Below are 24,874 nucleotides of genomic sequence, written 5' to 3' on the forward strand. Positions count from 1 at the left end.
AGCGCCTGTACGACTCCGGTGCGTGTGCGTCATTCACACGGGGTGCGCGATGCCGCCGCCGCGCACCCCTTCACCTTCACCCGGCCACCTGGTCACCACCCGCGCGCGTGCCACTCCGGCAGATGCGGGCGCTCCGCGCCCAGGGTGGTGTCGTTGCCGTGGCCCGGGTAGACCCAGGTCTCGTCCGGGAGGGTGCCGAAGATCTTCGTCTCGACGTCGTGGATGAGGCGGGTGAACGCCGCCGGGTCCTTGCGGGTGTTGCCGACGCCGCCCGGGAAGAGGCAGTCGCCGGTGAACACATGGGGATGGCCGTGCGGGTCGTCGTAGACCAGGGCGATCGAGCCGGGGGTGTGGCCGACGAGGTGGCGGGCGGTGAGGGTCACCCGGCCCACGGTGATCGTGTCGCCGTCGTCCACCAGGACGTCCGTGGGGACCGGGATGCCCTCGGCGTCGTCCCGGCCGGCGTAGGTGCGGGCGCTGGTGGCGGCCACGACGTCCGCCAGGGCCTGCCAGTGGTCGCCGTGCTGGTGGGTGGTGACGACGGAGGCGATCCCGTCGGCGCCGATCGTGCCGAGCAGGGTGTCGGCGTCGTTCGCCGCGTCGATGAGCAACTGTTCGTCGGTGGCCCGGCAGCGCAGCAGATAGGCGTTGTTGTCCATCGGGCCGACCCCGATCTTGGTGATCATCAGGTCCTTCAGCTCGTGCACATCCGCCGGGCCGCCGACCGTCACCTGTCCGCTGTACGTCATGACGGCCAGTCTAGGGCGCCTGATTTGGGGAGGCGGGGCGGCTTCCGGACCGGCCGATGGCTGCCGTCGGCCGCCAGGCGCCCCATGGCCCTCCACCGGACCCCATGGCCCTGCTCAGGTTCCATCGCCCTCTGCCGGTCCCACCGGCTCCCCGCCCGTCCCACCGGCTCCCCACCCGTCCCACCGGCTACCCACCGGAGCGGGCAGGCCCCTGGAGCGGGGCAGGACTAGAGCGGGGGAAGCCCCGGAAGGGCACCCCCCGTGACCGCCAGCGCAGCGCCCTCGCGGCGTCCGGCGAGCCAGCCGACCAGGTCGGCGGCGGTGCCGGTGACCGTCACCTCGGGCTGCTCGGCCCGGCGTCCCGTGTGCCACGCGCGCGTGCCGTCGGTCAGCCGGGTGGGAGGCACCGAGGCGTTGCCCGCGAAGCGGTCGGCGAGGAAGTCGATCTCGCGCTCGGTGAACTCCTCCGGCATGTCCTCCAGCTCGTAGCCGATGCCCAGGTCGACATGGTGCAGCTCGATCTCGGCCCAGCGCCGGAACGGCACCCGGGACGCGGAGTCGGTGACACCGTTGCGCAGCTCCACCGTGCGGGACCAGTCGGCGGGCGCGTCGGCGGTGTCCAGGAAGCGGGCGGCGGTGTCGCGCACATCGGCGAGCTGGACGTCCAGCGGGCGCGGGGCGTCCCGCTCGATGTCGGTGTCCCGGGCCTCGCCCGAGACGTACATGGGCCGCGACTCCCAGACATTCACCAGGGCGTCCGCGTTGCGGGCGAGGTGGGCGAGGATGTGGCCGCGGGTCCAGCCGGGCAGCCGTGACGGTTCTGCGACGGAGGCGTTGTCCAGCTTGGCGACCGCGCTGAGCAGCCGTTCCGTCGCGTCCCGTACGGACGCCAGGTCACGCGTGTGATCAATCATGGGGCCGACCCTAGCCCCGCCACTCCTTCGGGTGAAGGTGGCTGCCCGAGGCCATAAATCGAATGCACGTGCTATAAGGTCGTCGGTGGCGTCGGGCATGCTGGACAGCCCGGGATTGTTATGCGATCCGGAATCCGACCGGCGTTGTCAGTGGCTCCCCCTAGGCTGAGAAAGCACGGGGGCCTCGCCCCTGTCACTTCACTCAAGAAAGGTGCGGACCGGCGTGGCCGACCGTCTCATCGTCCGTGGCGCGCGCGAGCACAACCTGAAGAACGTCTCGCTCGACCTGCCTCGTGACGCGCTCATCGTCTTCACGGGCCTGTCCGGGTCGGGCAAGTCCTCCCTGGCCTTCGACACCATCTTCGCCGAGGGCCAGCGCCGCTACGTGGAGTCGCTCTCCTCGTACGCCCGCCAGTTCCTCGGACAGATGGACAAGCCCGATGTCGACTTCATCGAGGGCCTGTCCCCGGCGGTCTCCATCGACCAGAAGTCGACCTCGCGCAACCCGCGCTCGACGGTCGGCACGATCACCGAGGTCTACGACTATCTGCGGCTGCTCTTCGCGCGCATCGGCAAGCCCCACTGCCCGCAGTGCGGCCGTCCCATCTCCCGCCAGTCGCCCCAGGCCATCGTGGACAAGGTGCTGGAGCTGCCCGAGGGCAGCCGGTTCCAGGTGCTGTCGCCCCTGGTGCGCGAGCGCAAGGGCGAGTTCGTGGACCTCTTCGCCGACCTCCAGACCAAGGGCTACTCCCGCGCGCGGGTGGACGGCGAGACGATCCAGCTCTCCGAGCCGCCCACGCTGAAGAAGCAGGAGAAGCACACCATCGAGGTGGTCGTCGACCGGCTCACGGTGAAGGAGTCCGCCAAGCGGCGCCTCACCGACTCGGTGGAGACCGCTCTCGGCCTGTCCGGCGGCATGGTCGTGCTCGACTTCGTCGACCTCCCCGAGGACGACCCCGAGCGCGAGCGGATGTACTCCGAGCACCTGTACTGCCCGTACGACGACCTGTCCTTCGAGGAGCTGGAGCCCCGCTCCTTCTCCTTCAACTCGCCCTTCGGCGCCTGCCCCGACTGCACGGGCATCGGCACCCGCATGGAGGTCGACCCCGAGCTGATCGTCCCCGACGAGGACAAGAGCCTCGACGAGGGCGCCATCCACCCCTGGTCGCACGGGCACACCAAGGACTACTTCGGCCGCCTCGTGGACGCCCTCGCGGACGCCCTCGGATTCCGTACGGACATCCCCTTCGCGGGGCTGCCGCAGCGCGCCCGCAAGGCCCTGCTGCACGGCCACAAGACCCAGATCGAGGTCCGCTACCGCAACCGGTACGGACGCGAGCGCGTCTACACCACGCCCTTCGAGGGCGCGGTCCCCTTCGTGAAGCGGCGGCACAGCGAGGCCGAGTCCGACGCCAGCCGGGAGCGCTTCGAGGGCTATATGCGCGAGGTGCCCTGCCCCACCTGCCAGGGCACCCGCCTCAAGCCGATCGTCCTCGCGGTCACGGTCATGGAGAAGTCCATCGCCGAGGTCTCCGCGATGTCGATCAGCGACTGCGCGGAGTTCCTGGGCGAGCTGAAGCTCAACGCCCGGGACAAGAAGATCGCCGAGCGGGTGCTGAAGGAGGTCAACGAACGACTCCGCTTCCTGGTCGACGTCGGCCTCGACTATCTGTCGCTCAACCGCGCCGCGGGCACCCTCTCCGGCGGCGAGGCCCAGCGCATCCGCCTCGCCACCCAGATCGGCTCCGGCCTGGTCGGCGTGCTGTACGTGCTGGACGAGCCCTCCATCGGTCTGCACCAGCGCGACAACCACCGGCTGATCGAGACCCTGGTCCGGCTGCGCGACATGGGCAACACCCTGATCGTCGTGGAGCACGACGAGGACACCATCAAGGTCGCCGACTGGGTGGTCGACATCGGCCCCGGCGCGGGGGAGCACGGCGGCAAGGTCGTGCACAGCGGCTCTCTGAAGGAGCTGCTCGCCAACGAGGAGTCGCAGACCGGGCTGTATCTCGCGGGCAAGAAGGCCATTCCGCTGCCCGACATCCGCCGCCCCCACGACCCGTCCCGCCGGCTCACGGTGTTCGGTGCCCGGGAGAACAACCTCCGGGACATCGACGTCTCCTTCCCCCTGGGCGTCTTCACCGCGGTCACGGGCGTGTCCGGCTCCGGCAAGTCGACCCTGGTCAACGACATCCTGTACACCCATCTGGCGCGCGAGCTGAACGGCGCCAAGAGCGTCCCCGGCCGCCACACCCGGGTGGAGGGCGACGACCTGGTCGACAAGGTCGTCCATGTCGACCAGTCACCCATCGGCCGCACCCCGCGCTCCAACCCGGCGACCTACACCGGCGTCTTCGACCACATCCGCAGACTGTTCGCGGAGACGACCGAGGCGAAGGTGCGCGGTTATCTGCCGGGGCGCTTCTCCTTCAACGTCAAGGGCGGTCGATGCGAGAACTGCGCGGGCGACGGCACGATCAAGATCGAGATGAACTTCCTGCCGGACGTCTACGTCCCGTGCGAGGTCTGCCACGGCGCCCGGTACAACCGCGAAACGCTGGACGTCCACTACAAGGGCAGGTCCATCGCCGAGGTCCTGAACATGCCGATCGAGGAGGCGCTCGACTTCTTCGAGGCCGTCCCCGCGATCTCCCGCCACCTCAGGACCCTGCACGACGTGGGGCTCGGTTACGTCCGCCTCGGCCAGTCGGCGACGACCCTGTCCGGCGGTGAGGCCCAGCGCGTCAAGCTGGCCAGCGAACTGCAGAAGCGGTCCACCGGGCGCACGGTCTACGTCCTGGACGAGCCGACCACCGGTCTGCACTTCGAGGACATCAGCAAGCTGCTGACGGTCCTGGCCGGTCTGGTCGACAAGGGCAACACGGTCATCGTCATCGAGCACAACCTCGATGTGATCAAGACCGCCGACTGGGTCGTCGACATGGGTCCCGAGGGCGGCGCCGGCGGTGGTGTCGTGGTCGCCGAGGGCCCGCCGGAACTGGTCGCCGGGGTCTCCACCAGCCACACCGGCAAGTTCCTGCGGGAGATCCTCGACCCGGACCGGATCAGCGACGCCGCCGCGGTGAAGGCTCCGCGCCGGGCGGCCGCCAGGAAGACCGTCGCGGCGAAGACCACGGCGAAGCGGACAGCCACGGCCCAGACGACGGCTACGGCCAAGACGACGGCCGCGGCGAGGAAGACAACCACCGCAAGGAAGACAACCACCGCGAAGAAGGCAACCGCCGCGAAGAAGACGGCCACTGCCGAGACGACGGCCCCGGCCGCCGGGGCGACCGGGACCGCGAACAACACCGCGTCGAAGAAGGCGGCGGGCGCCACGAAGAAGACCACACCCGCGAAGAAGACGACCCGGGCGCGGAAGGCATGAGGAACCTCGGGCCGCCACCTCGGGACGAGGCGGGCCGGGTCACCGGGCCGCCGGATCGCGAGGCGCGCGCCCACACGAGGGTTCGTCACTCGAACGAGTGATCGTGGCTGCGGGCGGTGCCCGGGGGAACTCCCCCCGAGGCGCCGCCCGTTGTCATATCAGTCCGGCCGCGAAGCCCGGACGGGAACGGACCTGAAGGCTCCTGAAGGGCCCTGAAGGGTCCTGAACGATCCGGGCGCAGTTCAGGCGCTCTGGCCCTGCGGCTCGACAAAGCGCATGTCCAACCGCACCTTGACAACAGAACCAATGAATCCCGGCGCGAAACCCAGCCCGAAGTCACCGCGCCGGATCTCTCCGGTCGCCGTGAAAGCCGCCCGCCTCCTCTGATCCACAGAGGAGGCCGACACCCCGCCGAAGGCCACGGCGAGCGATACCGGGCGGGTCACCTCCCCGATGGTCAGGTCCCCGGCCAGCGTCCAGTCCCCGCCCCCGCCGGACACCCCCGTGGCGCGGAACGAAAGGGTCGGCCGCTTCTCCACATCCAGCATGCCCTCCGAGCGGACATGCGTGTCCCGCTTGGCGTTCCCGGTGTCGAACGAGGCGAGGGCGATCTCCGCGTCCACCCGGGTCGCCTCGGCCCGCTCCCCGATGTGCAGATCGGCGCGCACATCAGTGAACCGTCCGCTCACCTTGATGAGCCCCACCTTGCGGACGGTGAAGGTGACGGCCGAGGCAGCCGGATCGAGCGTCCAGTGTCCGGACGACAGGGGCAGAACGGCGGCGGTGGCGGTCGGCGACGCCGCCCGGTCTTCGTCAGTCATGCCACCACCCTCCGGCCACCCGCCGCCCGGAGGGAGACCGGGCCGAGGGTGGTAGTGGCAGGGCCACCCTCCGCGGCGGACCACGCTGTACGTTCGACAGGTGAGCGACAATCCGCTGGGCACCTTTCTGCGCACCCGCCGTGAGGGCCTCACCCCCGCCGAGGTGGGGCTGCCCACGGGCGCCCGCCGCCGCACCCCCGGCCTGCGGCGGGCCGAGCTGGCGACACTGGCCGACATCAGCGTCGAGTACCTCATACGGCTCGAACAGGGGCGTGACCGCAACCCCTCGCCCCAGGTCCTCGGCGCCCTCGGGGACGCGCTGCTGCTGAGCGGCCCCGACCGGTTCCTCATGTTCCGGCTCGCCAAGGAATCCGGCGACGCCAAGAACCTCTGCATTGCGGCCACCCCGCCCACGTTCACCGTCCGGCCCACCGTCCGGGCACTCCTGGACCGCCTGGAACCCACCCCGGCCGTACTGATCAACTGGGTCGGCGACATCATCGCCCACACCCGGGGCTACGAACGGCTCGCCCGCCCTCTCGGCCTGCTCGACCCGGCCGACGGCCGGCGGCCCAACATGGTCCGCTGGGTGTTCACCGACGACCGCGCCCGTGCCGCCTACCCCGGCTGGGAGCGGCTCGCCGATGACCAGATCGCCCATCTGCGCAACGAGGCGTCCCTCCAGGACCCTCATGTGGCAGCGCTGGCGAACGAGCTGACGGTCACCGCCGGTGCCGCGTTCACCGAGCGGCTCACCGCCCTCCCGGCCCTGCCCGCCCCCACCGGCATCGACCTCCTCGAACACCCCGACGCGGGCCGACTGCGCCTGTCCTTCGAGACGCTCTCCCTGCCGGGCGACGGCCAGCGCCTGCTGGTCCACCTCCCGGCCGACGAGGCCACGGCGGCGGCCCTGGACCGCCTCAACGGACGGACACCGGGGGCACTGCGGGCCGTGAGCGGCTGACGGGCGGGCGCGGGGGACGGCTCGGCTAGAACTGCCCCACCTCGGAGGCGTACGGCGGTTCCGCGCCCGCCCGGGAGCAGGTGATCGCCGCGGCGCGGGCGGCGAACCGCAGGAGGCGGGTCCAGCCGTCCCGGCCGAGGGCGGCGAGCGCGGGGGCGGACAGGGCCTGCTGCAGGGCGAGCCCGTGCAGCAGGGCGGCGTTGACGGTGTCGCCGGCACCGATCGTGTCGACGACGTCGACCTTCTCACCCGGGACGGAGTACTCGGCGTACTCCGCGTACTTGGCGTACTCGGTGTGCGCCCCGCCCCGCCCCTCACCACCGTCGCCCCGGGTGAACACCGTCAGCCCGTCGCCGCCCCGGGTGATCACCACGGCCGTGGGGCCCTCGGCCAGCCACTCCTTCGGGGTGCCGCCCAGCCAGCGCGCGTCCTCCTCGGAGAGCTTGAGCAGGGTGACCGAGGGCAGCCAACTGCGGAACCGGGCGCGGTAGGCATCGGGGTCGTCGATCAGGACGGCGCGGATGTTGGGGTCGAGGGTGGTGAAGACGCCCTGGGCGGCGGCGGTCCGGAGCAGTTCCTCGTAGGCGGTCGCGCCCGGTTCGAGGACGAGGGAGCAGGTGCCGAAGGAGAGGGCGCGGGTGCCGGTGGGCAGCTCGGCGGGGGCGGTGAAGAGACGGTCGGCGGTGCCCTCGACGTAGAAGGTGTAGGCGGCCGAACCGGTGGCGTCGAGGGTGGCGACCGCGAGGGTGGTGGGTTCGGGGCCGCGCTGGACGGTGGAGACCTCCACACCGGAGCGGCGCAGACCGTCGAGCAGGGCCTCACCGAAGGCGTCCTGTGAGGTGCGGGAGCAGAAGGTGGTGGGGGAGCCGAGGCGGCCGAGGGCCACGGCGGTGTTGTAGGGGCCGCCGCCGAGCGCGGGCCGGAGGGCGGCGAGGGCACCCGTGCCCTGCGGGACCAGGTCGATCAGGGCTTCACCGGCGACGACGATCACGGGGCGGTTCCTCTCGCGGACTCCGGACGGTGGGGCGGGGGTGGTGGCTGCTGGGGGCGTGGGGCGGGGCGTTCGTCGGGGCATCCGCAGGAGCTGCGGTGGACGAAGGCGCAGGGCAGGCGCACGGTGCGGCCGGGGCGGTCCGGGTCGGCGAGCCGGTCCAGCAGGACGCGGACCGCTTCCGCGCCGAGTTCCCGGCTGGGCTGGGCGATGGCGGTGAGGCGGGGCGAGAAGAGATCGGCCCAGGCGAAGTCGTCGAAGCAGCACAGGGCGAGGTCGCCGGGCACGGAGAGGCCGTGGTCGCGCAGGGCGCGCAGGGCACCGATGGTCATCGCGTTGTTGGCGGTGACCAGGGCGGTCGGCGGGGCGGGCAGCGCCAGCAGGGCGGCGGTGGCCCGTTCGGCGGCCTCGGCGGTGGAGTCGCCGTGGACGACGAGACGCCCGTCGTGGGGGAGCCCGGCGGCGGTGAGGCCCTGGCGGTGGCCGGCGATGCGCTCGGTGGTCGTGCTGAGTCCGGGCAGCCCTGCGACCAGCGCGATCCGGCGGTGGCCGAGACCGGCGAGATGGGTGACGAGCTGCGCGACGGGCGCGGTGTTCTCGGCGCAGACCTGGTCGAAGCGAGGGTGGACGTCCGGGGGGCCGACCGGAGCGGTGCCCGATGGGGTGCGTGGTGGGGTGCCCGGTGGGGTGTTCGGTGGGGCGTCGATCAGCCGGTCCAGGAAGACCGTGGGCACCGAGTGGCGGTGGAGGTAGGCGAGGAGGGCCTGGGGAGCGGCGGAGGGGGTGATGATCAGGCCGTCCACGCGGCGCTCGTGCAGGAGCTGGACGACCTTGCGCTCATGGGCGGGGTCGTCGTGTGGGTCGGCGATCAGCAGGCTGTAGCCGTGTTCCAGGGCGGCGGCCTCGACACCTTGCAGGATCTCGGTGAAGTACGGGTTGGTGATCGCCGACACCGCGAGTCCGATGGAGCGGGTACGGGAGGTGACCAGGGAGCGGGCCAGGGTGTTCGGGGTGTAGCCGAGGTCATCGACGGCGTCCAGGACGGCCTGGCGGGTCGGGGGGAGGACGGGGCGGGTGCCGTTCAGGACATGGGACACGGTCGCCACGGAGACACCGGCCCGGCGTGCCACGTCAGCCATCGTCGCCACGGTGGGATCCCCTCCCTGTCGGTTGCGCGGTTGCGCGGTTGCGCGGTTGCGCGGTTGCGCGGTTGCGCGGTTGCGGGTTGCGCGGTGGCTGCGCCCTGCGGCCGGACAGTCGCCCGCTCACCTTCGGACGCCCGCTCGCTTGCCTTCGGCTGGCCGGACGGCCGCCTTGCTCGCTGATCGGGAACGTATCCCATCCCCCGGCCCCGCGTAAACGCTTGCGTAAGCGTTTACGTACGGTGGGGCGACCTGCCCGGTCCGTCGTCGGGCGCGTCGGTTAGGGTCACCGGGCATCCGCCAGCGCACCGTATGTGGAGTCCTCATGCCCGGCACCAGGCCGTCAGCGAACCGTCGTACCGTTCTGCGGGGAGCGGCTGTGGTGCCGGTGGCGGGGCTGGGGCTGGCCGCCTGTTCGCCGGGGGACAGTACGCGGGCCGCCACGCCGTCCGGGCCGGTCGACGTGGGTGCGGAGAGCGAGGTCGGCAAGGGCGCGGCGGCGCTCTACCGGGATCACAACGTGGTCGTGAGCCGGGCCGAGGACGGGGCGGTGACGGCGTACGGGTCGGTGTGCACGCACGCCGGGTGCGCGATCTACAAGCTGGAGGGGACGACGCTGATCTGCCCCTGTCACGGCAGTGAGTTCGACGCGCGGACCGGCGAGGTGCTCCAGGGTCCGGCCACCGTGGCACTGCCGGAGCTGTCGGTGCGGACCGAGAACGGGCGGCTGGTGGTCGCGCCGGAGGCGTAGGCCCGCGGTGCTTCCGCCGGGACCGGTACCCCCCCTCCTGTACCCGTATCCCCGCCCGGACCGGTGGTCCTGCCCCCGCCCGGTACCGGTGGTCCTGCCGGGGTCGGTGTCCCGCTGAGGCTCCGGGGCGGCGGCTACTCCCAGTCCCAGCCGATGCCGACGAGGCCGGAGCGGACCCGGGGTTCCACCAGGTGCACCGAGTGGTGGTCGGTCAGCGGCAGCTCCTGGCGGCCACCGCGCGGGGCGGCGGCCGAGGGCTGGGTGAAGCGGTGGCAGCGTACGGGCAGGCTGTGCTCGTGGAAGCGGACCTGGAGGGCGTACTGTCCGCCGGCCGGGCCGAAACCGCGGACGTACTCGCGCGAGGGCCCCGCGGTGCCGTCCTCGACGGTGTACCGGAAGAGATAGGTGTCGCCGGTCCGCAGCCGGGCGCCGAAGTGCAGCTCGGCCACCAGGACGCCGGTGTCGCGGTGCAGCCGGACGCGGCCGGTGCGGCAGTTCTCCAGGGCGTGCACGGCCATCCGGTCGGGGGCGCAGCCGGGGTCGCCGTGGTGGACGGCGACGAAGCGGTCGACGCCGTCGCGGTGGGCGCGCACGATGTGGTGGGACTCGCGGCCGAGCAGCTCGCGGTGCGGGCCGATGTCCACGCGCTCATGGTGGCCGAGCGTGTGCAGACCGCAGTCGAGGGGGATGTCCAGCTCCCCGAGCAGCTTCTCCAGGACGCCGGACGCCTCGACGAGGGAGCGGTAGGAGCGGGTGGCGGCCCGGGTACCGGTGCGCTGGCCGTCGGCGTCGGCGAGCAGCCGTATGAGGGACTCCTCGGGCAGTTGGAGGATCTCCTCCAGCGCGCGGACGGCCCGCAAGGACTCGGGGCGCTGGGGGCGGCGGGCGCCCTGCTGCCAGTAACTCAGGCTCGTGACGCCGACTTTCACGCCGTAGCGGGTCAGATGGTGCTGGACGCGTTGCAGCGGCAGTCCGCGGGCGGCGATGGCGGCGCGCAGGGCGACGTGGAAGGGGCCGCCGCGCAGGGCCGTGTCCAGTTCCGCGGTGGCGAGGTCGTGGTGCTCCACGGGCTGAGTGGCGTGCGGCATGCAGGGGCCTTTCTCTCACGGTTCACAACGGCTGGTCAGGCCGTTGTCGCTGGTCGTGGGGCCGCCCCCGGCGGCGTGGGGCCTGTTCCGCTCCGTGCGCCGCCGTTCCCCGCCCCGAGTTCCCCCGCATTGAAGCGTGTTGACCAATTCCCGACAACACCTGTTGCCCAACCGAGGCGTACTTGCGCGGGACGGGCCAGGGGTGGTTACGCACAGTGACGCGCGGGGTGGTCGACAGGCTACTCGGAGTGTCAGTGGCCGCCAGTAGGGTTGGAGACATGGCCGATCCTTCCAGCTACCGCCCCAGGCCGGGTGAGATCCCGGACTCCCCGGGGGTGTACAAATTCCGCGACGAGCACCGCCGGGTGATCTACGTCGGGAAGGCGAAGAGCCTGCGCCAGCGCCTGGCGAACTACTTCCAGGACCTGTCCGGACTCCACCCGCGCACCCGCACGATGGTCACCACGGCCGCGTCCGTGGAGTGGACGGTGGTGTCCACGGAGGTCGAGGCCCTCCAGTTGGAGTACTCCTGGATCAAGGAGTTCGACCCCCGGTTCAACGTCAAGTACCGCGACGACAAGAGCTATCCGTATCTCGCGGTGACGATGAACGAGGAGTTCCCGCGGGTGCAGGTGATGCGCGGCCAGAAGCGCAAGGGCGTGCGCTACTTCGGGCCGTACGGGCACGCCTGGGCGATCCGCGACACCGTGGATCTGCTGCTGCGGGTGTTCCCGGTGCGCACCTGCTCGGCCGGGGTCTTCAAGAACGCCGCCCGCACCGGCCGCCCCTGTCTGCTCGGCTACATCGGCAAGTGCTCCGCCCCCTGCGTCGACCGGATCACCCCGGCGGACCACCGTGAACTGGCGGAGGAGTTCTGCGACTTCATGGCCGGGCGCACGGGCACCTATCTGCGCCGCCTGGAGAAGCAGATGGCCGAGGCGGCCGAGGACATGGAGTACGAGCGGGCGGCCCGGCTGCGCGACGACATCGGGGCCCTGAAGAAGGCCATGGAGAAGAGCGCGGTCGTGCTCGCGGACGCGACCGACGCCGATCTGATCGCGGTCGCCGAGGACGAGCTGGAGGCGGCCGTCCAGATCTTCCACGTCCGGGGCGGCCGGGTCCGCGGCCAGCGCGGCTGGGTCACCGACAAGGTCGAGGAGATCACCACCGGCGCCCTGGTCGAACACGCGCTCCAGCAGCTCTACGGCGAGGAGACGGGCGACGCGGTGCCCAAGGAGGTGCTGGTCCCGGCGCTGCCCGACCCGGTGGAGCCGGTGCAGGAGTGGCTCGCCGCGCGGCGCGGCTCCCAGGTCTCCCTGCGGATCCCGCAGCGCGGCGACAAGAAGGCCCTGATGGAGACCGTGGAGCGCAATGCGCAGCAGTCGCTCGTGCTGCACAAGACCAAGCGCGCCTCCGACCTCACCACCCGCTCCCGCGCGCTGGAGGAGATCGCCGAGGCCCTCGACCTGGACAGCGCCCCGCTGCGGATCGAGTGCTACGACATCTCCCACCTCCAGGGCGACGACGTGGTGGCGTCGATGGTGGTCTTCGAGGACGGCCTCCAGCGCAAGAGCGAGTACCGCCGCTTCCAGATCAAGGGCTTCGAGGGGCAGGACGACGTCCGGTCCATGCACGAGGTGATCATCCGCCGCTTCCGGCGCTACCTCGCGGAGAAGGAGCGCACGGGGGAGTGGGGGGACGAGAGCCACGTCAACGGCACGGACGCGCGGCCCGGCGTCGCCGTAGGCACCGGCGGCAGCGACACGGACCCCGGCACCGGTAACGGCACGGGGGGCGCCGGGATCATGGACGCCCGGGGCAACCCCCTCGCCGACGCCGGGCCCAAGGACGACGACGGCCGTCCCCGGAAGTTCGCCTATCCGCCCCAGCTCGTGGTGGTGGACGGCGGACGCCCGCAGGTCCTCGCGGCCCGGCGCGCGCTGGACGAACTGGGGATCGACGACATCGCGGTGTGCGGTCTCGCCAAGCGGCTGGAGGAGGTCTGGCTGCCGGACGACGAGGACCCGGTGGTGCTGCCGCGCACCAGCGAGGGCCTCTACCTCCTCCAGCGGGTCCGCGACGAGGCGCACCGCTTCGCGATCACCTATCAGCGCACCAAGCGGGCCAAGCGGTTCCGGTCCTCCCCGCTGGACGAGGTGCCCGGTCTCGGCGAGACCAGAAAACAGGCACTGATCAAGCACTTCGGTTCGGTGAAGAAGCTGCGGTCCGCGACAATCGACCAGATCTGTGAGGTCCCGGGCATAGGCCGCAAGACGGCCGAGACGGTGGCCGCGGCCCTCGCCGCCGCGGCCCCGGCCGCACCCGCTGTGAACACGGCGACCGGCGAGATCATGGAAGACGTGGAAGACATGGAGGACGAGGTGCCCGGGACGACGACGGGCACCTCAGGGGAGCCCGTGACAGCGAGCGCCCCGGACGAGAGACGGGGGCAGGAGACATGAGCGAGCAGGACAAGCAGGAACAGACATCCCGGGGTACCGGCACGCAGGGACCGGACGTTCCGGACACCGGAGCCCCGGAGACGGACACCGCCGCCCAGGAGGCCGGCAGCGGGCACACCGGTACCGCAGGTACCCCAGGCACCCCAGATACCCCAGGCACCGCGGCCCCGGGCGGCGCGGAACACGACGGAGAACAGGTGAGTACGGACGCAGCGGCACCGGGGATCCCCGACACCGCCATCCCCGAGCTGGTGATCATCTCCGGTATGTCCGGAGCCGGCCGCTCCACCGCGGCGAAGTGTCTGGAGGACCTCGGCTGGTTCGTGGTCGACAACCTCCCGCCCGCCCTGATCCCCACCATGGTCGAGCTGGGCGCCCGCTCCCAGGGCAATGTGGCGCGGATCGCGGTCGTCGTCGATGTCCGCGGACGGCGGTTCTTCGACAATCTCCGCGAGTCGCTCGCCGACCTGGAGTCCAAGCACGTCACCCGGCGGATCGTCTTCCTGGAGTCCTCGGACGACGCCCTCGTACGCCGTTTCGAATCGGTGCGGCGTCCGCACCCGCTCCAGGGCGACGGGCGGATCGTCGACGGCATCGCCGCCGAGCGCGAACTGCTGCGCGAGCTGCGCGGTGACGCCGATCTGGTGATCGACACCTCCAGCCTCAATGTGCATGAGCTGCGCGCCAAGATGGACGCCCAGTTCGCCGGGGAGGAGGAGCCCGAGCTGCGGGCCACGGTGATGTCGTTCGGCTTCAAGTACGGCCTGCCGGTGGACGCCGATCTGGTCGCCGACATGCGGTTCCTGCCCAACCCGCACTGGGTGCCCGAGCTGCGGCCGTTCAGCGGGCTCAACGAGGAGGTCGCCGCGTATGTCTTCAACCAGCCCGGCGCCAAGGAGTTCCTCGACCGCTACGCCGAGCTGCTCCGGCTGATCGCCGCCGGGTACCGGCGCGAGGGCAAGCGCTATGTGACCATCGCCATCGGCTGTACGGGCGGCAAGCACCGCTCGGTGGCCATGTCGGAGAAGCTCGCCGCACGCCTCGCGGCCGAGGGTGTGGAGACGGTGGTCGTGCACCGGGACATGGGCCGCGAATGACCGACCGTTCGCCGCGGCTGGCCCGACTGCGCCGGATGACCCTCGAGAGCCGCGCCACTCCCGAGGGCCGCACCGGCCAGGAGGGCCGCCCGGCCCCCGGAGGGCGCGGCGCGCGGGGCCGCCGCCGCGGCACCCAGCCCAAGGTGGTCGCCCTCGGCGGCGGCATGGGCCTGTCCGCCTCGCTGGCCGCGCTGCGCCGGATCACCGGCGATCTCACCGCCGTCGTCACCGTGGCCGACGACGGCGGCTCCAGCGGGCGGCTGCGCGACGAGATGGGGGTGCTGCCGCCCGGCGATCTGCGCAAGGCGCTGGCCGCGCTGTGCGGGGACGACGACTGGGGCCAGACCTGGGCCCGGGTCATCCAGCACCGCTTCCAGTCCGAGGGCGAGATGCACGGCCACGCGGTCGGCAATCTGCTGATCGTCGCCCTGTGGGAACAGCTCGGCGATCATGTGCAGGCGCTCGACCTGGTCGGAAGGCTGCTCGGCGCGCACGGCCGGGTGCTGCCCATGTCGGCGGTGCCGCTGGAGCTCCAGGCACTGGTCAGGGGCCATGACCCGGCCCGCGCCGACCAGGTCGACACCATCCGGGGCCAGGCCAATGTGGCGCTCACCCCGGGCGAGGTGCAGTCCGTCCACCTGGTGCCGAACGATCCGCCGGCCGTCCCGGAGGCGGTCGCCGCCGTCCTGGACGCCGACTGGGTGGTGCTCGGCCCCGGCTCCTGGTTCTCCTCGGTCATCCCGCACCTCCTTGTCCCGGAACTGTTGGACGCGCTGACCGAGACCAAGGCCCGCCGGGTACTCTCGCTGAACCTCGCCCCGCAGCCCGGAGAAACCGAGGGCTTCTCCCCGCAGCGTCATTTGGAGGTTTTGGGACGACACGCCCCTAAACTCGCCCTGGACGTGGTGCTGGCCGACGAGGCCGCCGTACCCGACCGCGACTCGCTGACCGAGGCCGCCCAGCGCTTCGGAGCAGCGGTGGAGCTGGCGACGGTGGCCCGTACGGACGGCACGCCCCGGCACGACCCGGAGCTGCTGGCCGCCGCGTACGACCGTATTTTTCGGATGCATGGAAGGATCGGCCCATGGCGATGACGGCAGCGGTGAAGGATGAGATCTCCCGGCTTCCCGTCACCCGGACCTGCTGCCGGAAGGCGGAGGTTTCCGCCATTCTGCGGTTCGCCGGCGGGCTGCACCTGGTGAGCGGACGCATCGTGATCGAGGCGGAGCTGGACACGGCGATGGCGGCCCGCCGCCTCAAGCGGGACATCCTGGAGATCTTCGGACACAGTTCCGAACTGATCGTGATGGCTCCGGGCGGTCTGCGCCGCGGCTCCCGCTATGTCGTACGGGTGGTGGCCGGTGGCGATCAGCTCGCCCGGCAGACCGGTCTGGTCGACGGCCGGGGCCGCCCGATCCGCGGGCTGCCCCCGCAGGTGGTCTCGGGGGCCACCTGTGACGCGGAGGCCGCCTGGCGGGGCGCGTTCCTCGCCCACGGTTCGCTCACCGAGCCCGGCCGGTCCTCGTCCCTGGAGGTGACCTGCCCCGGTCCCGAGGCCGCCCTCGCCCTGGTCGGCGCGGCCCGCAGACTGTCCATCGCCGCGAAGGCGCGCGAGGTGCGCGGCGTGGACCGGGTCGTGGTCCGCGACGGCGACGCGATCGGCGCGCTCCTCACCCGCCTCGGGGCGCACGAGTCGGTGCTGGCCTGGGAGGAGCGCCGGATGCGCCGCGAGGTCCGCGCCACGGCGAACCGGCTGGCCAACTTCGACGACGCGAACCTGCGCCGCTCGGCCCGCGCGGCCGTCGCCGCGGGCGCCCGGGTCCAGCGGGCCCTGGAGATCCTCGCCGACGAGGTTCCCGAGCACCTCGCGGCGGCCGGGCGGCTGCGGATGGAGCACAAGCAGGCGTCGCTGGAGGAACTGGGCGCGCTCGCCGACCCGCCGCTGACCAAGGACGCCGTGGCCGGCCGGATCCGCCGGCTGCTCGCCATGGCCGACAAGCGCGCCTCCGACCTGGGCATCCCGGGCACGGAGGCCAACCTCTCCGAGGACCTGGTCGACAACGTCGCCGGGTGACCCCTCGCCGGGGACGCCCCGTGGGTCATCGCCGGGCACCCTCCGGCGTCCCGCCGGATCGCTCCCCGGTGTCCCGGTGTTTCCTGCCGGGCCGGTGCGCCGCGTCCGGGTGTTTCTGCCGGGCCGGTGTCCCGCTGGAGCGGTTGCCCGGTGTCCTGCCGGATCGGTCATCGAGTGTCTGACCCGGCCGGTCTGCCGGAGCCACACCGGATGCCGTCGGCGCCGTTGCCGGACGTGTTCCCCGCCGACCGGGCGTCCAGCCGCCCCGGCGTCCCCGCCGGACTGCCCTGCCCAGCCGACCCGTCCGACCGGCCGAACCTGCGTCGGAGCTGGAGGCGTGGAAGCGGAAAGGGGACGGGGGAGAGGCTGGGGCTCGCTCCGGGGCGGGGCCTCGCGGGTTCCCGGCAAGTTGCCCATGACGGTCGAGGCGGCTCAGGGGCCGGTGCGTGGCGTGCTGCCTCCCAGCAGGGTTTACGCCGACGCGGTCCGGTCCGCCCCCGCCGATAGGCGCTGTGCATCCGGCGAGGGCGGAAGTACGCGTACGTACACGGACGTACGCGGAAGTAGGGAAAGGGACCGACCGACACCCCCGTCAGGGCCATCGGCGGGACACCCGGTCACCGATCCCGCAGACACACGGGACGCCAACGGCATGCGGCGAAGGTGCGGCAACCGGGACGCCGGGCCACCGGCCACCAGGTCCGGCAAGAACACCGACGGCACCCTGCCCCCCCCAGCCGCTCCCACGACCACCCCCCCCACCACCCCACCCACACCTCAAAGCGAACCCCCACCCCCACCCCCCAAGGGGCGCGGGGAACTGCGCGACCAGCCCCCACCACCCCGCACCCCACAAACAACCCTCACCACCCCCCACCCTTCTCCCACCCCCCACCCCTCTCCCATCCCCTCCCCACCCCCCCCGCGTGTCGAAGATCCGCCCACACCCTTGACTGGATCATGCTGTGACATGAGCCTTTCAACATTCGCCACTGTGGCGAACACCAGCTAGGGGGGTTCATGAGACATAGAGCGAGATCGATCCTCGCTGTCGGCGCGCTCCTGACCAGCGGAGCGCTCATCGCACCCATCGCCCAAGCCCTACCCGCCGGCCCACCGGCCGCAACCCCGCCCTCCACCACCTCCTCCTCCTCCTCCACCTCCCCCACCGACGACGAAGTAAAGGTCTACCAAGCCAAGGTCACCCAGGCGCAGATCCCCCTCCTCCTGGCCGCCGGCCAGGACGCCCACGAACTGAGCGAGCGCCCGCCCGCCGACGGCAAGGGCACCGCCACCGTCGAGGTCTTCCTCACCGGCCAGGAGGCCGACAAGCTGGAGCAGAAGGGCGTCGACCTCACCGAGAAGACCCTCTCCGCCAAGGCGGAGAGCCGGGTCGAGGCCGCCGCCGACGGAGTCTTCCGGCCGTACAGCGGCGCGGGCGGCCTCCAGGAGGAGATCCTGCGGACCGCGCAGGAGAACCCGGGCCTCACCAAGGTCGTGTCGATCGGCAAGTCGGTCAACGGGCAGGACATCCTCGCCCTCAAGCTCACCAAGAACGCCAAGAAGTCCAAGGACGGCTCCAAGCCCTCCGTCCTCTACATGTCCAACCAGCACGCCCGGGAGTGGATCACCCCGGAGATGACCCGCCGCCTCCTCCACCACTACGTGGACAACTACACCAAGGACCGGCGGATCAAGAGCATCGTCGACTCCACCGAACTGTGGTTCGTGCTCTCCGCCAACCCGGACGGCTACGACTACACCTTCCAGAGCGACAGCAACCGCCTCTGGCGCAAGAACCTCCAGGACAACAACGCCGACGGCACCATCTCCACCGGCGACGGCGTCGACCTCAACCGCAACTTCGCCTACAAGTGGGGCTACGACAACGAGGGCTCCTCCCCGAACCCCACCAGCGAGACCTACCGCGGCACCGGCCCGAACTCCGAGCCCGAGACCAAGGCCATCGACGCCTTCCAGCGCCGCATCGGATTCGAGTACGGCATCAACTACCACTCCGCCGCCGAGCTGATCCTCTACGGCGTGGGCTGGCAGGTCGCCACCGACAGCCCGGACGACGTCCTCTACAAGGCGCTCGCCGGCACCCCCGAGAACTCCGCGATCCCCGGCTACCACCCCCAGGTCAGCTCCGAGCTGTACACCACCAACGGCGAGGCCGACGGCCACGCGTCCAATGTCAACGGCACGGCGATGTTCACCCCGGAGATGTCCACCTGCCAGACCATCTCCGCCAAGTACCCCGACGACGCCTGGAACCCCGCCGACTGCCGCTCCGGCTTCAACTTCCCGGACGACGAGAAGCTGATCCAGGAGGAGTTCGTCACCAACATCCCCTTCGCGCTCTCCGTCGCCGAGTCCGCCACCACCCCCGACCGACCGAAGTCCTCGGTCGGCATCGACGCCCCCGACTTCACCCCGGCGCCCTTCACCACCTCCTACTCCCGCGGCGCCGACCAGGAGATCTCCGTCGTCGCCCGCAAGTCGGTCCGGGACAAGGAGCTGCGCTACCGGGTCAACGGCGGCCGGGTCCACGATCAGACCCTGCGCGCCTGGAAGGGCGGCGAGGTCTACGGCGGCGAGGACAATCTCTGGTTCGACGAGTACCGGGCCGAGGTCGAGGACGGCGAGCCCGGTGACACGGTCGAGGTCTGGTTCACCGGCCGGACCCGCGCCGGAAAGCCGGTCACCAGCGAGCGCTTCACCTACACCATCGCCGAACGCCCCCGCGCCGACACCCTGGTCGTCGCCGAGGAGGGCGCCGCGGCCACCCAAGCGCAGACCTATGTCGACGCGCTGAAGGCCAACGGCCGCAGGGCCGTCGTCTGGGACGTCGCCCAGCAGGGCGCCCCGAACGCGCTCGGCGTGCTCTCCCACTTCGACACCGTCGTCCACTACACCGGCGCCGCCGTCCCCGGCAGCCCCACCCAGCTCCAGCTCCGCGCCTACCTCAACGAGGGCGGCCGGCTGATCGAGGCCGGTGAACGGGCCGGCGGCAACGTCGCCCTCGCCGACGGCACCCCCACCAACGACTTCAGCCAGTACTACCTGGGCGCCTACACCCGTACGACGCTCCCGAACGCCACCGCCTTCCAGGGCGCCGGTGAACTGGCCGGAACCGGCGGACCGCTCGGCGCCGCCCCCGGCAACCCGCTGGACGCGGCCGGCTCCTACAGCGTCACCTCCGACACCCTCGCCCCGGGCACCTTCCCGCAGTTCCGCAGCACGGGCGGCGGACAGTACCCCGGCACCGTCAACCCGTACGGCCCCTACGCGGGCGCCGCCATGGCCGCCGTCACGCACTCCGACTACGCCTGGAACCGCCTCACCCGGACCATCGACCTCACCACCACGACCGCCGCCCAGCAGCCCACCCTCAGCAGCCGCCTCTTCTGGGACACCGAGGAGGGCTACGACCACGTCATCGTGGAGGCCCGTACCGCGGGCGGCAGCGACTGGACCACGCTGCCCGACCTGAACGGCGGCACCGGCACCGCCGTGCCCGTCGAGTGCGAGGCCGGCTACTTCATCCAGGCCCACCCCGCCCTCGGCCGCTATCTGACCCGGGGCGCCGACGGCTGCACCCCGGGCGGCACCAGCGGCGCCTGGAACAGCTTCACCGGCTCGTCCGCCGGATGGCAGCAGGTCGCGTTCGATCTGTCCGCCTTCGCCGGGAAGACCGTCGAGCTGTCCCTGAGCTATGTCACCGACCCGGGCAGCGGCGGCCGGGGCGTCCTGGCCGACGAGACGGCCGTGCTCATCGGCGGCACCGGCGCGACCGAGGGCTTCGAGACCTCCCTCGGCGCCTGGACCGTCCCCGGCCCGCCCCCGGGCAGCCCCGCCGTGGTCCGCGACTGGGCCCGCACCGGCGAGCTGTTCCGCACCCACGGCTCCGTCACCACCGACGACACCGTGCTCCTCGGCTTCGGTCTGGAGCACCTCACCTCGGCCGCCGACCGGACGGCCCTGATCCGCAAGGCCCTCGCCTCCCTCGACAGCTAGATCACGCCTCACCCCATGCGATGACACAGCGACACCCCGTCACCCCCACCCGGGGGTGACGAGGCCGGACGCCTCCGCGGCCGGCCGGGCGGTCCGTACCTCTACCGACGGGTACGGGCCGCCCTTCCGTGCAGCGGGGCGTCTCGATGTCACCGACAGGGCGTCGGAGAGGTAGGGTCGTGGGTGGTCGGGGACATCCCAAATTAAGCTCGCCGGCATCAAGAGCCGGTGTACCCAACGAGGAGATCGGTTCGTGACGATCCGCGTAGGCATCAACGGGTTTGGCCGCATCGGTCGCAACTACTTCCGGGCGCTCCTGGAGCAGGGGGCCGACATCGAGATCGTGGCTGTCAACGACCTGGGTGACACCGCCACCACCGCGCACCTGCTGAAGTACGACACCATCCTGGGCCGCCTCAAGCACGAGGTCTCCCACACCGCCGACACCATCACGGTGGACGGCAAGACGATCAAGGTGCTCTCCGAGCGCAACCCCGCCGACATCCCGTGGGGCGAGCTGGGCGTCGACATCGTGATCGAGTCGACCGGCATCTTCACCAAGAAGGAAGACGCCGAGAAGCACATCGCCGGCGGGGCCAAGAAGGTCATCATCTCCGCCCCGGCGAAGAACGAGGACGTCACCATCGTGATGGGCGTCAACCAGGACCAGTACGACCCGGCGAACCACCACGTCATCTCCAACGCCTCCTGCACCACCAACTGTGTGGCGCCGATGGCGAAGGTGCTCGACGAGAACTTCGGGATCGTCCGCGGTCTGATGACGACCGTCCACGCGTACACCAACGACCAGCGCATCCTGGACTTCCCGCACAAGGACCTGCGCCGCGCCCGCGCCGCCGCGGAGAACATCATCCCGACCACCACGGGTGCCGCCAAGGCCACCGCGCTGGTCCTTCCGCAGCTCAAGGGCAAGCTCGACGGCATGGCCATGCGCGTCCCGGTCCCCACCGGCTCGGTCACCGACCTGGTCGTGGAGCTGAGCCGCGAGGTCACCAAGGACGAGGTCAACGCCGCGTTCAAGAAGGCCGCCGACGGCGAGCTGAAGGGCATCCTCTTCTACACCGAGGACGAGATCGTGTCCTCCGACATCGTCAGCGACCCGGCGTCCTGCACCTTCGACTCCTCCCTGACCATGGTCCAGGAGGGCACCTCGGTGAAGGTCCTCGGCTGGTACGACAACGAGTGGGGCTACTCCAACCGCCTCGTCGACCTCACGGTCTTCGTCGGCGACCGGCTCTGATCACCAGGGCGGGCATCTCCGTGTGAGAGCAGGGCTCGGGCGGCGCGCACCATCGCCGCCCGAGCCCTGACGCGCGTACACGCACCCCGCCCCGCGAACGGACCGATCAGCTCTCCTACGATCAACCGATCAAGAGACCCTGACCAGGAGTATCGCCATGAAGACGATCGACGAACTGCTCGCCGAGGGCGTGGACGGCAAGCGGGTCTTCGTCCGCGCCGACCTCAATGTGCCGATGGCGGACGGACTGATCACCGACGACGGCCGTATCCGGGCCGTGCTGCCCACCGTCAAGGCGCTCGCCGACGCCGGTGCCAAGGTGGTCGTCGCCTCCCACCTCGGCCGCCCCAAGAGCCCCGCCGATCTCCAGTTCTCGCTGCTCCGGGCCGCCGAGCGGCTTGCCGAGCTGCTCGGCGCCCCCGTCGCCTTCGCCCAGGACACCACCGGCCCCGCCGCCCACGACGCGGTGGACGGCCTCCAGCCGGGCCAGGTCGCGGTGCTCGAGAACCTGCGCTTCAACCCGGGCGAGACCAGCAAGGACGACACCGAGCGCGGCGAGTTCGCCGACCGCCTCGCCGCCCTCGCGGACGTCTATGTCGGCGACGGCTTCGGCGCCGTGCACCGCAAGCACGCCTCCGTCTACGACCTCCCCGCCCGCCTCCCGCACTACGCCGGGTACCTCATCGCCACCGAGGTCGGCGTCCTGCGCAAGCTCACCGACGACGTCAAGCGCCCCTATGTGGTGGTGCTCGGCGGCGCCAAGGTCTCCGACAAGCTCGCCGTGATCGACGAGCTGCTCGACAGGGCCGACCGGCTGCTGATCGGCGGCGGCATGGCCTACACCTTCCTGCGCGCCCAGGGCCACGAGATCGGCACCTCCCTGGTGCAGGAGGACCAGCTCGCCCAGGTCACCGAGTATCTGGAGCGTGCGGCGAAGACCGGCGTCGAGCTGGTCGTGCCCGTCGACGCCCGGGTCGCCCCCGCCTTCCCCGATCTGAGCGCCCAGGCCCCCACCCACCCCACCACGGTCGCCGCCGACGCCATGCCGGCCGACCGGATGGGTCTCGACATCGGTCCCGAGACCGAGACCCTGTACGCCTCGAAGCTCGCCGACGCCGGAACCGTCTTCTGGAACGGCCCCATGGGCGTCTTCGAGCACCCCGACTACGCCGAGGGCACCAAGGCGGTCGCCCAGGCCCTTCTCGACTCCCCGGGCTTCACCGTGGTCGGCGGCGGCGACTCCGCCGCGGCCGTCCGCACCCTGGGCTTCGACGAGAGCGCATTCGGCCACATCTCGACCGGCGGCGGCGCCTCCCTCGAATACCTCGAGGGCAAGACGCTCCCCGGCCTCGCCGCACTGGAGGACTGACCCCGCATGACGACCCGTACGCCCCTGATGGCCGGCAACTGGAAGATGAACCTCAACCACCTGGAGGCCATCGCCCATGTCCAGAAGCTCGCCTTCGCCCTGGCGGACAAGGACTACGAGGCCGTCGAGGTCGCCGTCCTGCCGCCCTTCACCGATCTGCGCTCCGTGCAGACCCTGGTCGACGGCGACAAGCTGAAGATCCGCTACGGCGCCCAGGACATCTCGGCGCACGACTCCGGCGCCTACACCGGCGAGATCTCCGGCCCGATGCTGGCCAAGCTGAAGTGCAGCTTCGTCACCGTCGGCCACTCCGAGCGCCGGCAGTACCACGCCGAGACCGACGAGATCGTGAACGCCAAGGCCAGGGCGGCCTTCAAGCACGGCCTCACCCCGATCCTGTGCGTCGGGGAGGAGCTGGACGTCCGCGAGGCGGGCGACCATGTCTCCCACACCCTCGCCCAGGTCGAGGGCGGCCTCAAGGACATCACCGCCGAGCAGGCCGCCACCATCGTGATTGCCTACGAGCCGGTCTGGGCGATCGGCACCGGCAAGGTCTGCGGCGCCGACGACGCCCAGGAGGTCTGCGCCGCGATCCGTGCCAGGCTCGCCGAGCTGTACTCCCAGGACGTCGCCGACGCCGTCCGCATCCAGTACGGCGGCTCGGTCAAGGCCGGGAACGTCGCCGAGATCATGGCCCAGCCCGACATCGACGGTGCCCTGGTCGGCGGCGCCTCACTGGACTCGGACGAGTTCGTGAAGATCGTCCGCTTCCGTGACCAGTGAGTGCCCGGACGTGTCCGGGCCGCTGCGGGCAGTGAGTAGGCCCTAGCGGCGTTACGTCGTACCCTTGCGGGGGCCGTAGGCTTGCCCGTCCGAGCACCCGCCCCGGGTGCCGGACAGCGGGCCCAGGCCCCCGTCGTCGTCGATCCAGATCCGAGGAAGTTGGTCCAGCCGTGGTTATGGGGTTCTCGATCGCCCTGATCGTCTTCAGCCTGCTGCTGATGCTGCTGGTGCTGATGCACAAGGGGAAGGGCGGCGGCCTCTCCGACATGTTCGGTGGCGGTATGCAGTCGTCCGTCGGCGGCTCCTCCGTCGCCGAGCGCAACCTCGACCGCATCACCCTGATCGTCGGTCTGATGTGGCTCGCGTGCATCATCGTCCTCGCCCTGCTCATGAAGCTGGACTGACACCGCCGCGAACCCGATCCCCACGTAACGCCCCATGTTCGGTACGCGCTCCTGAGCGCGGCCTATCATGGGGCGTGCGTCTGTGTGTGGGGTCGGTAACTCCGCTCACTGGACGCGCGTTGGGCCTTACGTAGACTGAGGCGCTCGCAGCGGAGCGAAACGCCGACTCGCTTCGCGGCACCATCACGCAGGGAGTTACGACCGTGGCAAGTGGCAACGCGATCCGTGGAAGCCGGGTCGGGGCGGGGCCGATGGGCGAGGCCGAGCGCGGCGAGTCCGCCCCGCGTCTGCGCATCTCCTTCTGGTGCTCCAACGGGCACGAGACCCAGCCCAGCTTCGCCAGTGACGCGCAGGTGCCCGAGACCTGGGACTGCCCGCGCTGCGGCTTCCCCGCCGGGCAGGACCGGGACAACCCGCCGGACCCCCCGCGCACCGAGCCCTACAAGACCCACCTGGCGTACGTCCGGGAGCGGCGCAGCGACGCGGACGGCGAGGCGATCCTCGCCGAGGCGCTCGCCAAACTGCGGGGCGAGATCTAGAGGTTGGAACCGGCCGGGCACCCCAGGGTGTCCGGCCGGAGTCGCATGGAGCGG

General features: G+C 71.3%; 19 protein-coding genes. 13 read left to right on the top strand and 6 right to left on the bottom strand.

Going from position 1 to position 24,874, the window contains the following annotated elements; all coding sequences use genetic code 11:
• Window positions 1-92: 92 nt before the first annotated feature.
• Together AB0O01_RS15155 and AB0O01_RS15160 are read right to left on the bottom strand one after the other, a co-directional pair.
• On the bottom strand, window positions 93-749 hold the full coding sequence (locus AB0O01_RS15155; RefSeq protein WP_365313495.1) for an MBL fold metallo-hydrolase: 657 nt from the start codon (window positions 747-749) through the stop codon (window positions 93-95).
• A gap of 227 nt (window positions 750-976) precedes the next feature.
• On the bottom strand, window positions 977-1,663 hold the full coding sequence (locus AB0O01_RS15160) for a maleylpyruvate isomerase family mycothiol-dependent enzyme (protein WP_365313497.1): 687 nt from the start codon (window positions 1,661-1,663) through the stop codon (window positions 977-979).
• A gap of 223 nt (window positions 1,664-1,886) precedes the next feature.
• On the opposite strand from AB0O01_RS15160, the gene uvrA reads away from it, so the two are divergent.
• Window positions 1,887-5,054, top strand: coding sequence for an excinuclease ABC subunit UvrA (gene uvrA / locus AB0O01_RS15165; RefSeq protein ID WP_365313499.1), 3,168 nt, complete (start codon window positions 1,887-1,889; stop codon window positions 5,052-5,054).
• 242 nt (window positions 5,055-5,296) lie between these two features.
• Here the strand turns inward: uvrA and AB0O01_RS15170 are convergent, their stop codons facing one another.
• A complete protein-coding gene (locus AB0O01_RS15170; RefSeq protein WP_365313501.1) occupies window positions 5,297-5,875 on the bottom strand; it encodes a YceI family protein in 579 nt (192 codons plus the stop codon).
• Window positions 5,876-5,975: 100 nt separating this feature from the next.
• On the opposite strand from AB0O01_RS15170, the gene AB0O01_RS15175 reads away from it, so the two are divergent.
• Window positions 5,976-6,839, top strand: a complete 864-nt coding sequence (locus AB0O01_RS15175) for a helix-turn-helix domain-containing protein (RefSeq protein ID WP_365313503.1) — start codon at window positions 5,976-5,978, stop codon at window positions 6,837-6,839.
• Between the two features lie 25 nt (window positions 6,840-6,864).
• On the opposite strand, the gene AB0O01_RS15180 is transcribed toward AB0O01_RS15175, so the two are convergent.
• Together AB0O01_RS15180 and AB0O01_RS15185 are read right to left on the bottom strand one after the other, a co-directional pair.
• Entirely contained in the window at window positions 6,865-7,830 is a 966-nt protein-coding gene (locus tag AB0O01_RS15180; RefSeq protein WP_365313504.1) for a carbohydrate kinase, read from the bottom strand.
• The gene (locus tag AB0O01_RS15185) at window positions 7,827-8,978 is read right to left on the bottom strand and encodes a LacI family DNA-binding transcriptional regulator (protein ID WP_365313506.1); all 1,152 of its coding nucleotides are present in this window, start codon (window positions 8,976-8,978) and stop codon (window positions 7,827-7,829) included. Before AB0O01_RS15185 ends, AB0O01_RS15180 begins: the two co-directional genes overlap by 4 nt.
• A 319-nt stretch (window positions 8,979-9,297) precedes the next feature.
• Between AB0O01_RS15185 and AB0O01_RS15190 the strand changes: the two genes are divergently transcribed.
• Complete coding sequence (locus tag AB0O01_RS15190) at window positions 9,298-9,723, top strand: Rieske (2Fe-2S) protein (protein ID WP_365313508.1); 426 nt, start codon at window positions 9,298-9,300, stop codon at window positions 9,721-9,723.
• 134 nt (window positions 9,724-9,857) lie between these two features.
• Here the strand turns inward: AB0O01_RS15190 and AB0O01_RS15195 are convergent, their stop codons facing one another.
• Window positions 9,858-10,811: a hypothetical protein gene (locus AB0O01_RS15195; protein WP_365313509.1), complete on the bottom strand. Its 954-nt coding sequence runs from the start codon at window positions 10,809-10,811 to the stop codon at window positions 9,858-9,860.
• 278 nt (window positions 10,812-11,089) lie between these two features.
• Between AB0O01_RS15195 and uvrC the strand changes: the two genes are divergently transcribed.
• The 10 genes from uvrC (at window position 11,090) to AB0O01_RS15245 (ending at window position 24,820) form a co-directional block, all read left to right on the top strand.
• Entirely contained in the window at window positions 11,090-13,273 is a 2,184-nt protein-coding gene (gene uvrC, locus AB0O01_RS15200) for an excinuclease ABC subunit UvrC (RefSeq protein ID WP_365313511.1), read from the top strand.
• The gene (gene rapZ, locus AB0O01_RS15205) at window positions 13,270-14,370 is read left to right on the top strand and encodes an RNase adapter RapZ (protein WP_365313513.1); all 1,101 of its coding nucleotides are present in this window, start codon (window positions 13,270-13,272) and stop codon (window positions 14,368-14,370) included. The genes uvrC and rapZ overlap by 4 nt, the downstream gene beginning before the upstream one ends.
• Complete coding sequence (yvcK, locus tag AB0O01_RS15210; RefSeq protein ID WP_365313514.1) at window positions 14,367-15,464, top strand: uridine diphosphate-N-acetylglucosamine-binding protein YvcK; 1,098 nt, start codon at window positions 14,367-14,369, stop codon at window positions 15,462-15,464. Before rapZ ends, yvcK begins: the two co-directional genes overlap by 4 nt.
• Window positions 15,455-16,444: a DNA-binding protein WhiA gene (gene whiA / locus AB0O01_RS15215; RefSeq protein WP_355749471.1), complete on the top strand. Its 990-nt coding sequence runs from the start codon at window positions 15,455-15,457 to the stop codon at window positions 16,442-16,444. The genes yvcK and whiA overlap by 10 nt, the downstream gene beginning before the upstream one ends.
• A gap of 1,020 nt (window positions 16,445-17,464) precedes the next feature.
• A complete protein-coding gene (locus AB0O01_RS15220; protein WP_365313517.1) occupies window positions 17,465-20,464 on the top strand; it encodes a M14 family zinc carboxypeptidase in 3,000 nt (999 codons plus the stop codon).
• Window positions 20,465-20,717: 253 nt separating this feature from the next.
• Window positions 20,718-21,725 carry a type I glyceraldehyde-3-phosphate dehydrogenase gene (gene gap, locus AB0O01_RS15225; protein WP_362757709.1) on the top strand — a complete coding sequence of 336 codons (1,008 nt, stop codon included), beginning with the start codon at window positions 20,718-20,720 and terminating at the stop codon, window positions 21,723-21,725.
• Window positions 21,726-21,882: 157 nt separating this feature from the next.
• Window positions 21,883-23,094: a phosphoglycerate kinase gene (locus AB0O01_RS15230; protein ID WP_365313519.1), complete on the top strand. Its 1,212-nt coding sequence runs from the start codon at window positions 21,883-21,885 to the stop codon at window positions 23,092-23,094.
• A 6-nt stretch (window positions 23,095-23,100) separates the two neighbouring features.
• The gene (gene tpiA, locus AB0O01_RS15235) at window positions 23,101-23,877 is read left to right on the top strand and encodes a triose-phosphate isomerase (protein ID WP_365313521.1); all 777 of its coding nucleotides are present in this window, start codon (window positions 23,101-23,103) and stop codon (window positions 23,875-23,877) included.
• 176 nt (window positions 23,878-24,053) lie between these two features.
• A complete protein-coding gene (secG, locus tag AB0O01_RS15240) occupies window positions 24,054-24,281 on the top strand; it encodes a preprotein translocase subunit SecG (RefSeq protein ID WP_365313768.1) in 228 nt (75 codons plus the stop codon).
• 203 nt (window positions 24,282-24,484) lie between these two features.
• Window positions 24,485-24,820 (top strand): RNA polymerase-binding protein RbpA, encoded by a 336-nt coding sequence (locus AB0O01_RS15245; RefSeq protein WP_003976875.1) that lies wholly within the window; start codon window positions 24,485-24,487, stop codon window positions 24,818-24,820.
• The last annotated feature ends 54 nt before the right edge of the window (window positions 24,821-24,874 follow it).

The sequence above is a fragment of the Streptomyces sp. NPDC093252 genome (assembly GCF_040683675.1).
Classification (GTDB): domain Bacteria; phylum Actinomycetota; class Actinomycetes; order Streptomycetales; family Streptomycetaceae; genus Streptomyces.

What these genes read in the sequence shown, in the direction of transcription:
- secG (WP_365313768.1), top strand. Translation starts at nt 24,054, where the DNA reads ATGGGGTTCTCGATCGCCCTGATCGTCTTCAGCCTGCTGCTGATGCTG.
- AB0O01_RS15230 (WP_365313519.1), top strand. Translation starts at nt 21,883, where the DNA reads ATGAAGACGATCGACGAACTGCTCGCCGAGGGCGTGGACGGCAAGCGG.
- whiA (WP_355749471.1), top strand. Translation starts at nt 15,455, where the DNA reads ATGGCGATGACGGCAGCGGTGAAGGATGAGATCTCCCGGCTTCCCGTC.
- AB0O01_RS15190 (WP_365313508.1), top strand. Translation starts at nt 9,298, where the DNA reads ATGCCCGGCACCAGGCCGTCAGCGAACCGTCGTACCGTTCTGCGGGGA.
- AB0O01_RS15220 (WP_365313517.1), top strand. Translation starts at nt 17,465, where the DNA reads ATGAGACATAGAGCGAGATCGATCCTCGCTGTCGGCGCGCTCCTGACC.
- uvrC (WP_365313511.1), top strand. Translation starts at nt 11,090, where the DNA reads ATGGCCGATCCTTCCAGCTACCGCCCCAGGCCGGGTGAGATCCCGGAC.
- yvcK (WP_365313514.1), top strand. Translation starts at nt 14,367, where the DNA reads ATGACCGACCGTTCGCCGCGGCTGGCCCGACTGCGCCGGATGACCCTC.
- AB0O01_RS15155 (WP_365313495.1), bottom strand. Translation starts at nt 749, where the DNA reads ATGACGTACAGCGGACAGGTGACGGTCGGCGGCCCGGCGGATGTGCAC.
- tpiA (WP_365313521.1), top strand. Translation starts at nt 23,101, where the DNA reads ATGACGACCCGTACGCCCCTGATGGCCGGCAACTGGAAGATGAACCTC.
- AB0O01_RS15160 (WP_365313497.1), bottom strand. Translation starts at nt 1,663, where the DNA reads ATGATTGATCACACGCGTGACCTGGCGTCCGTACGGGACGCGACGGAA.
- AB0O01_RS15170 (WP_365313501.1), bottom strand. Translation starts at nt 5,875, where the DNA reads ATGACTGACGAAGACCGGGCGGCGTCGCCGACCGCCACCGCCGCCGTT.
- AB0O01_RS15195 (WP_365313509.1), bottom strand. Translation starts at nt 10,811, where the DNA reads ATGCCGCACGCCACTCAGCCCGTGGAGCACCACGACCTCGCCACCGCG.
- rapZ (WP_365313513.1), top strand. Translation starts at nt 13,270, where the DNA reads ATGAGCGAGCAGGACAAGCAGGAACAGACATCCCGGGGTACCGGCACG.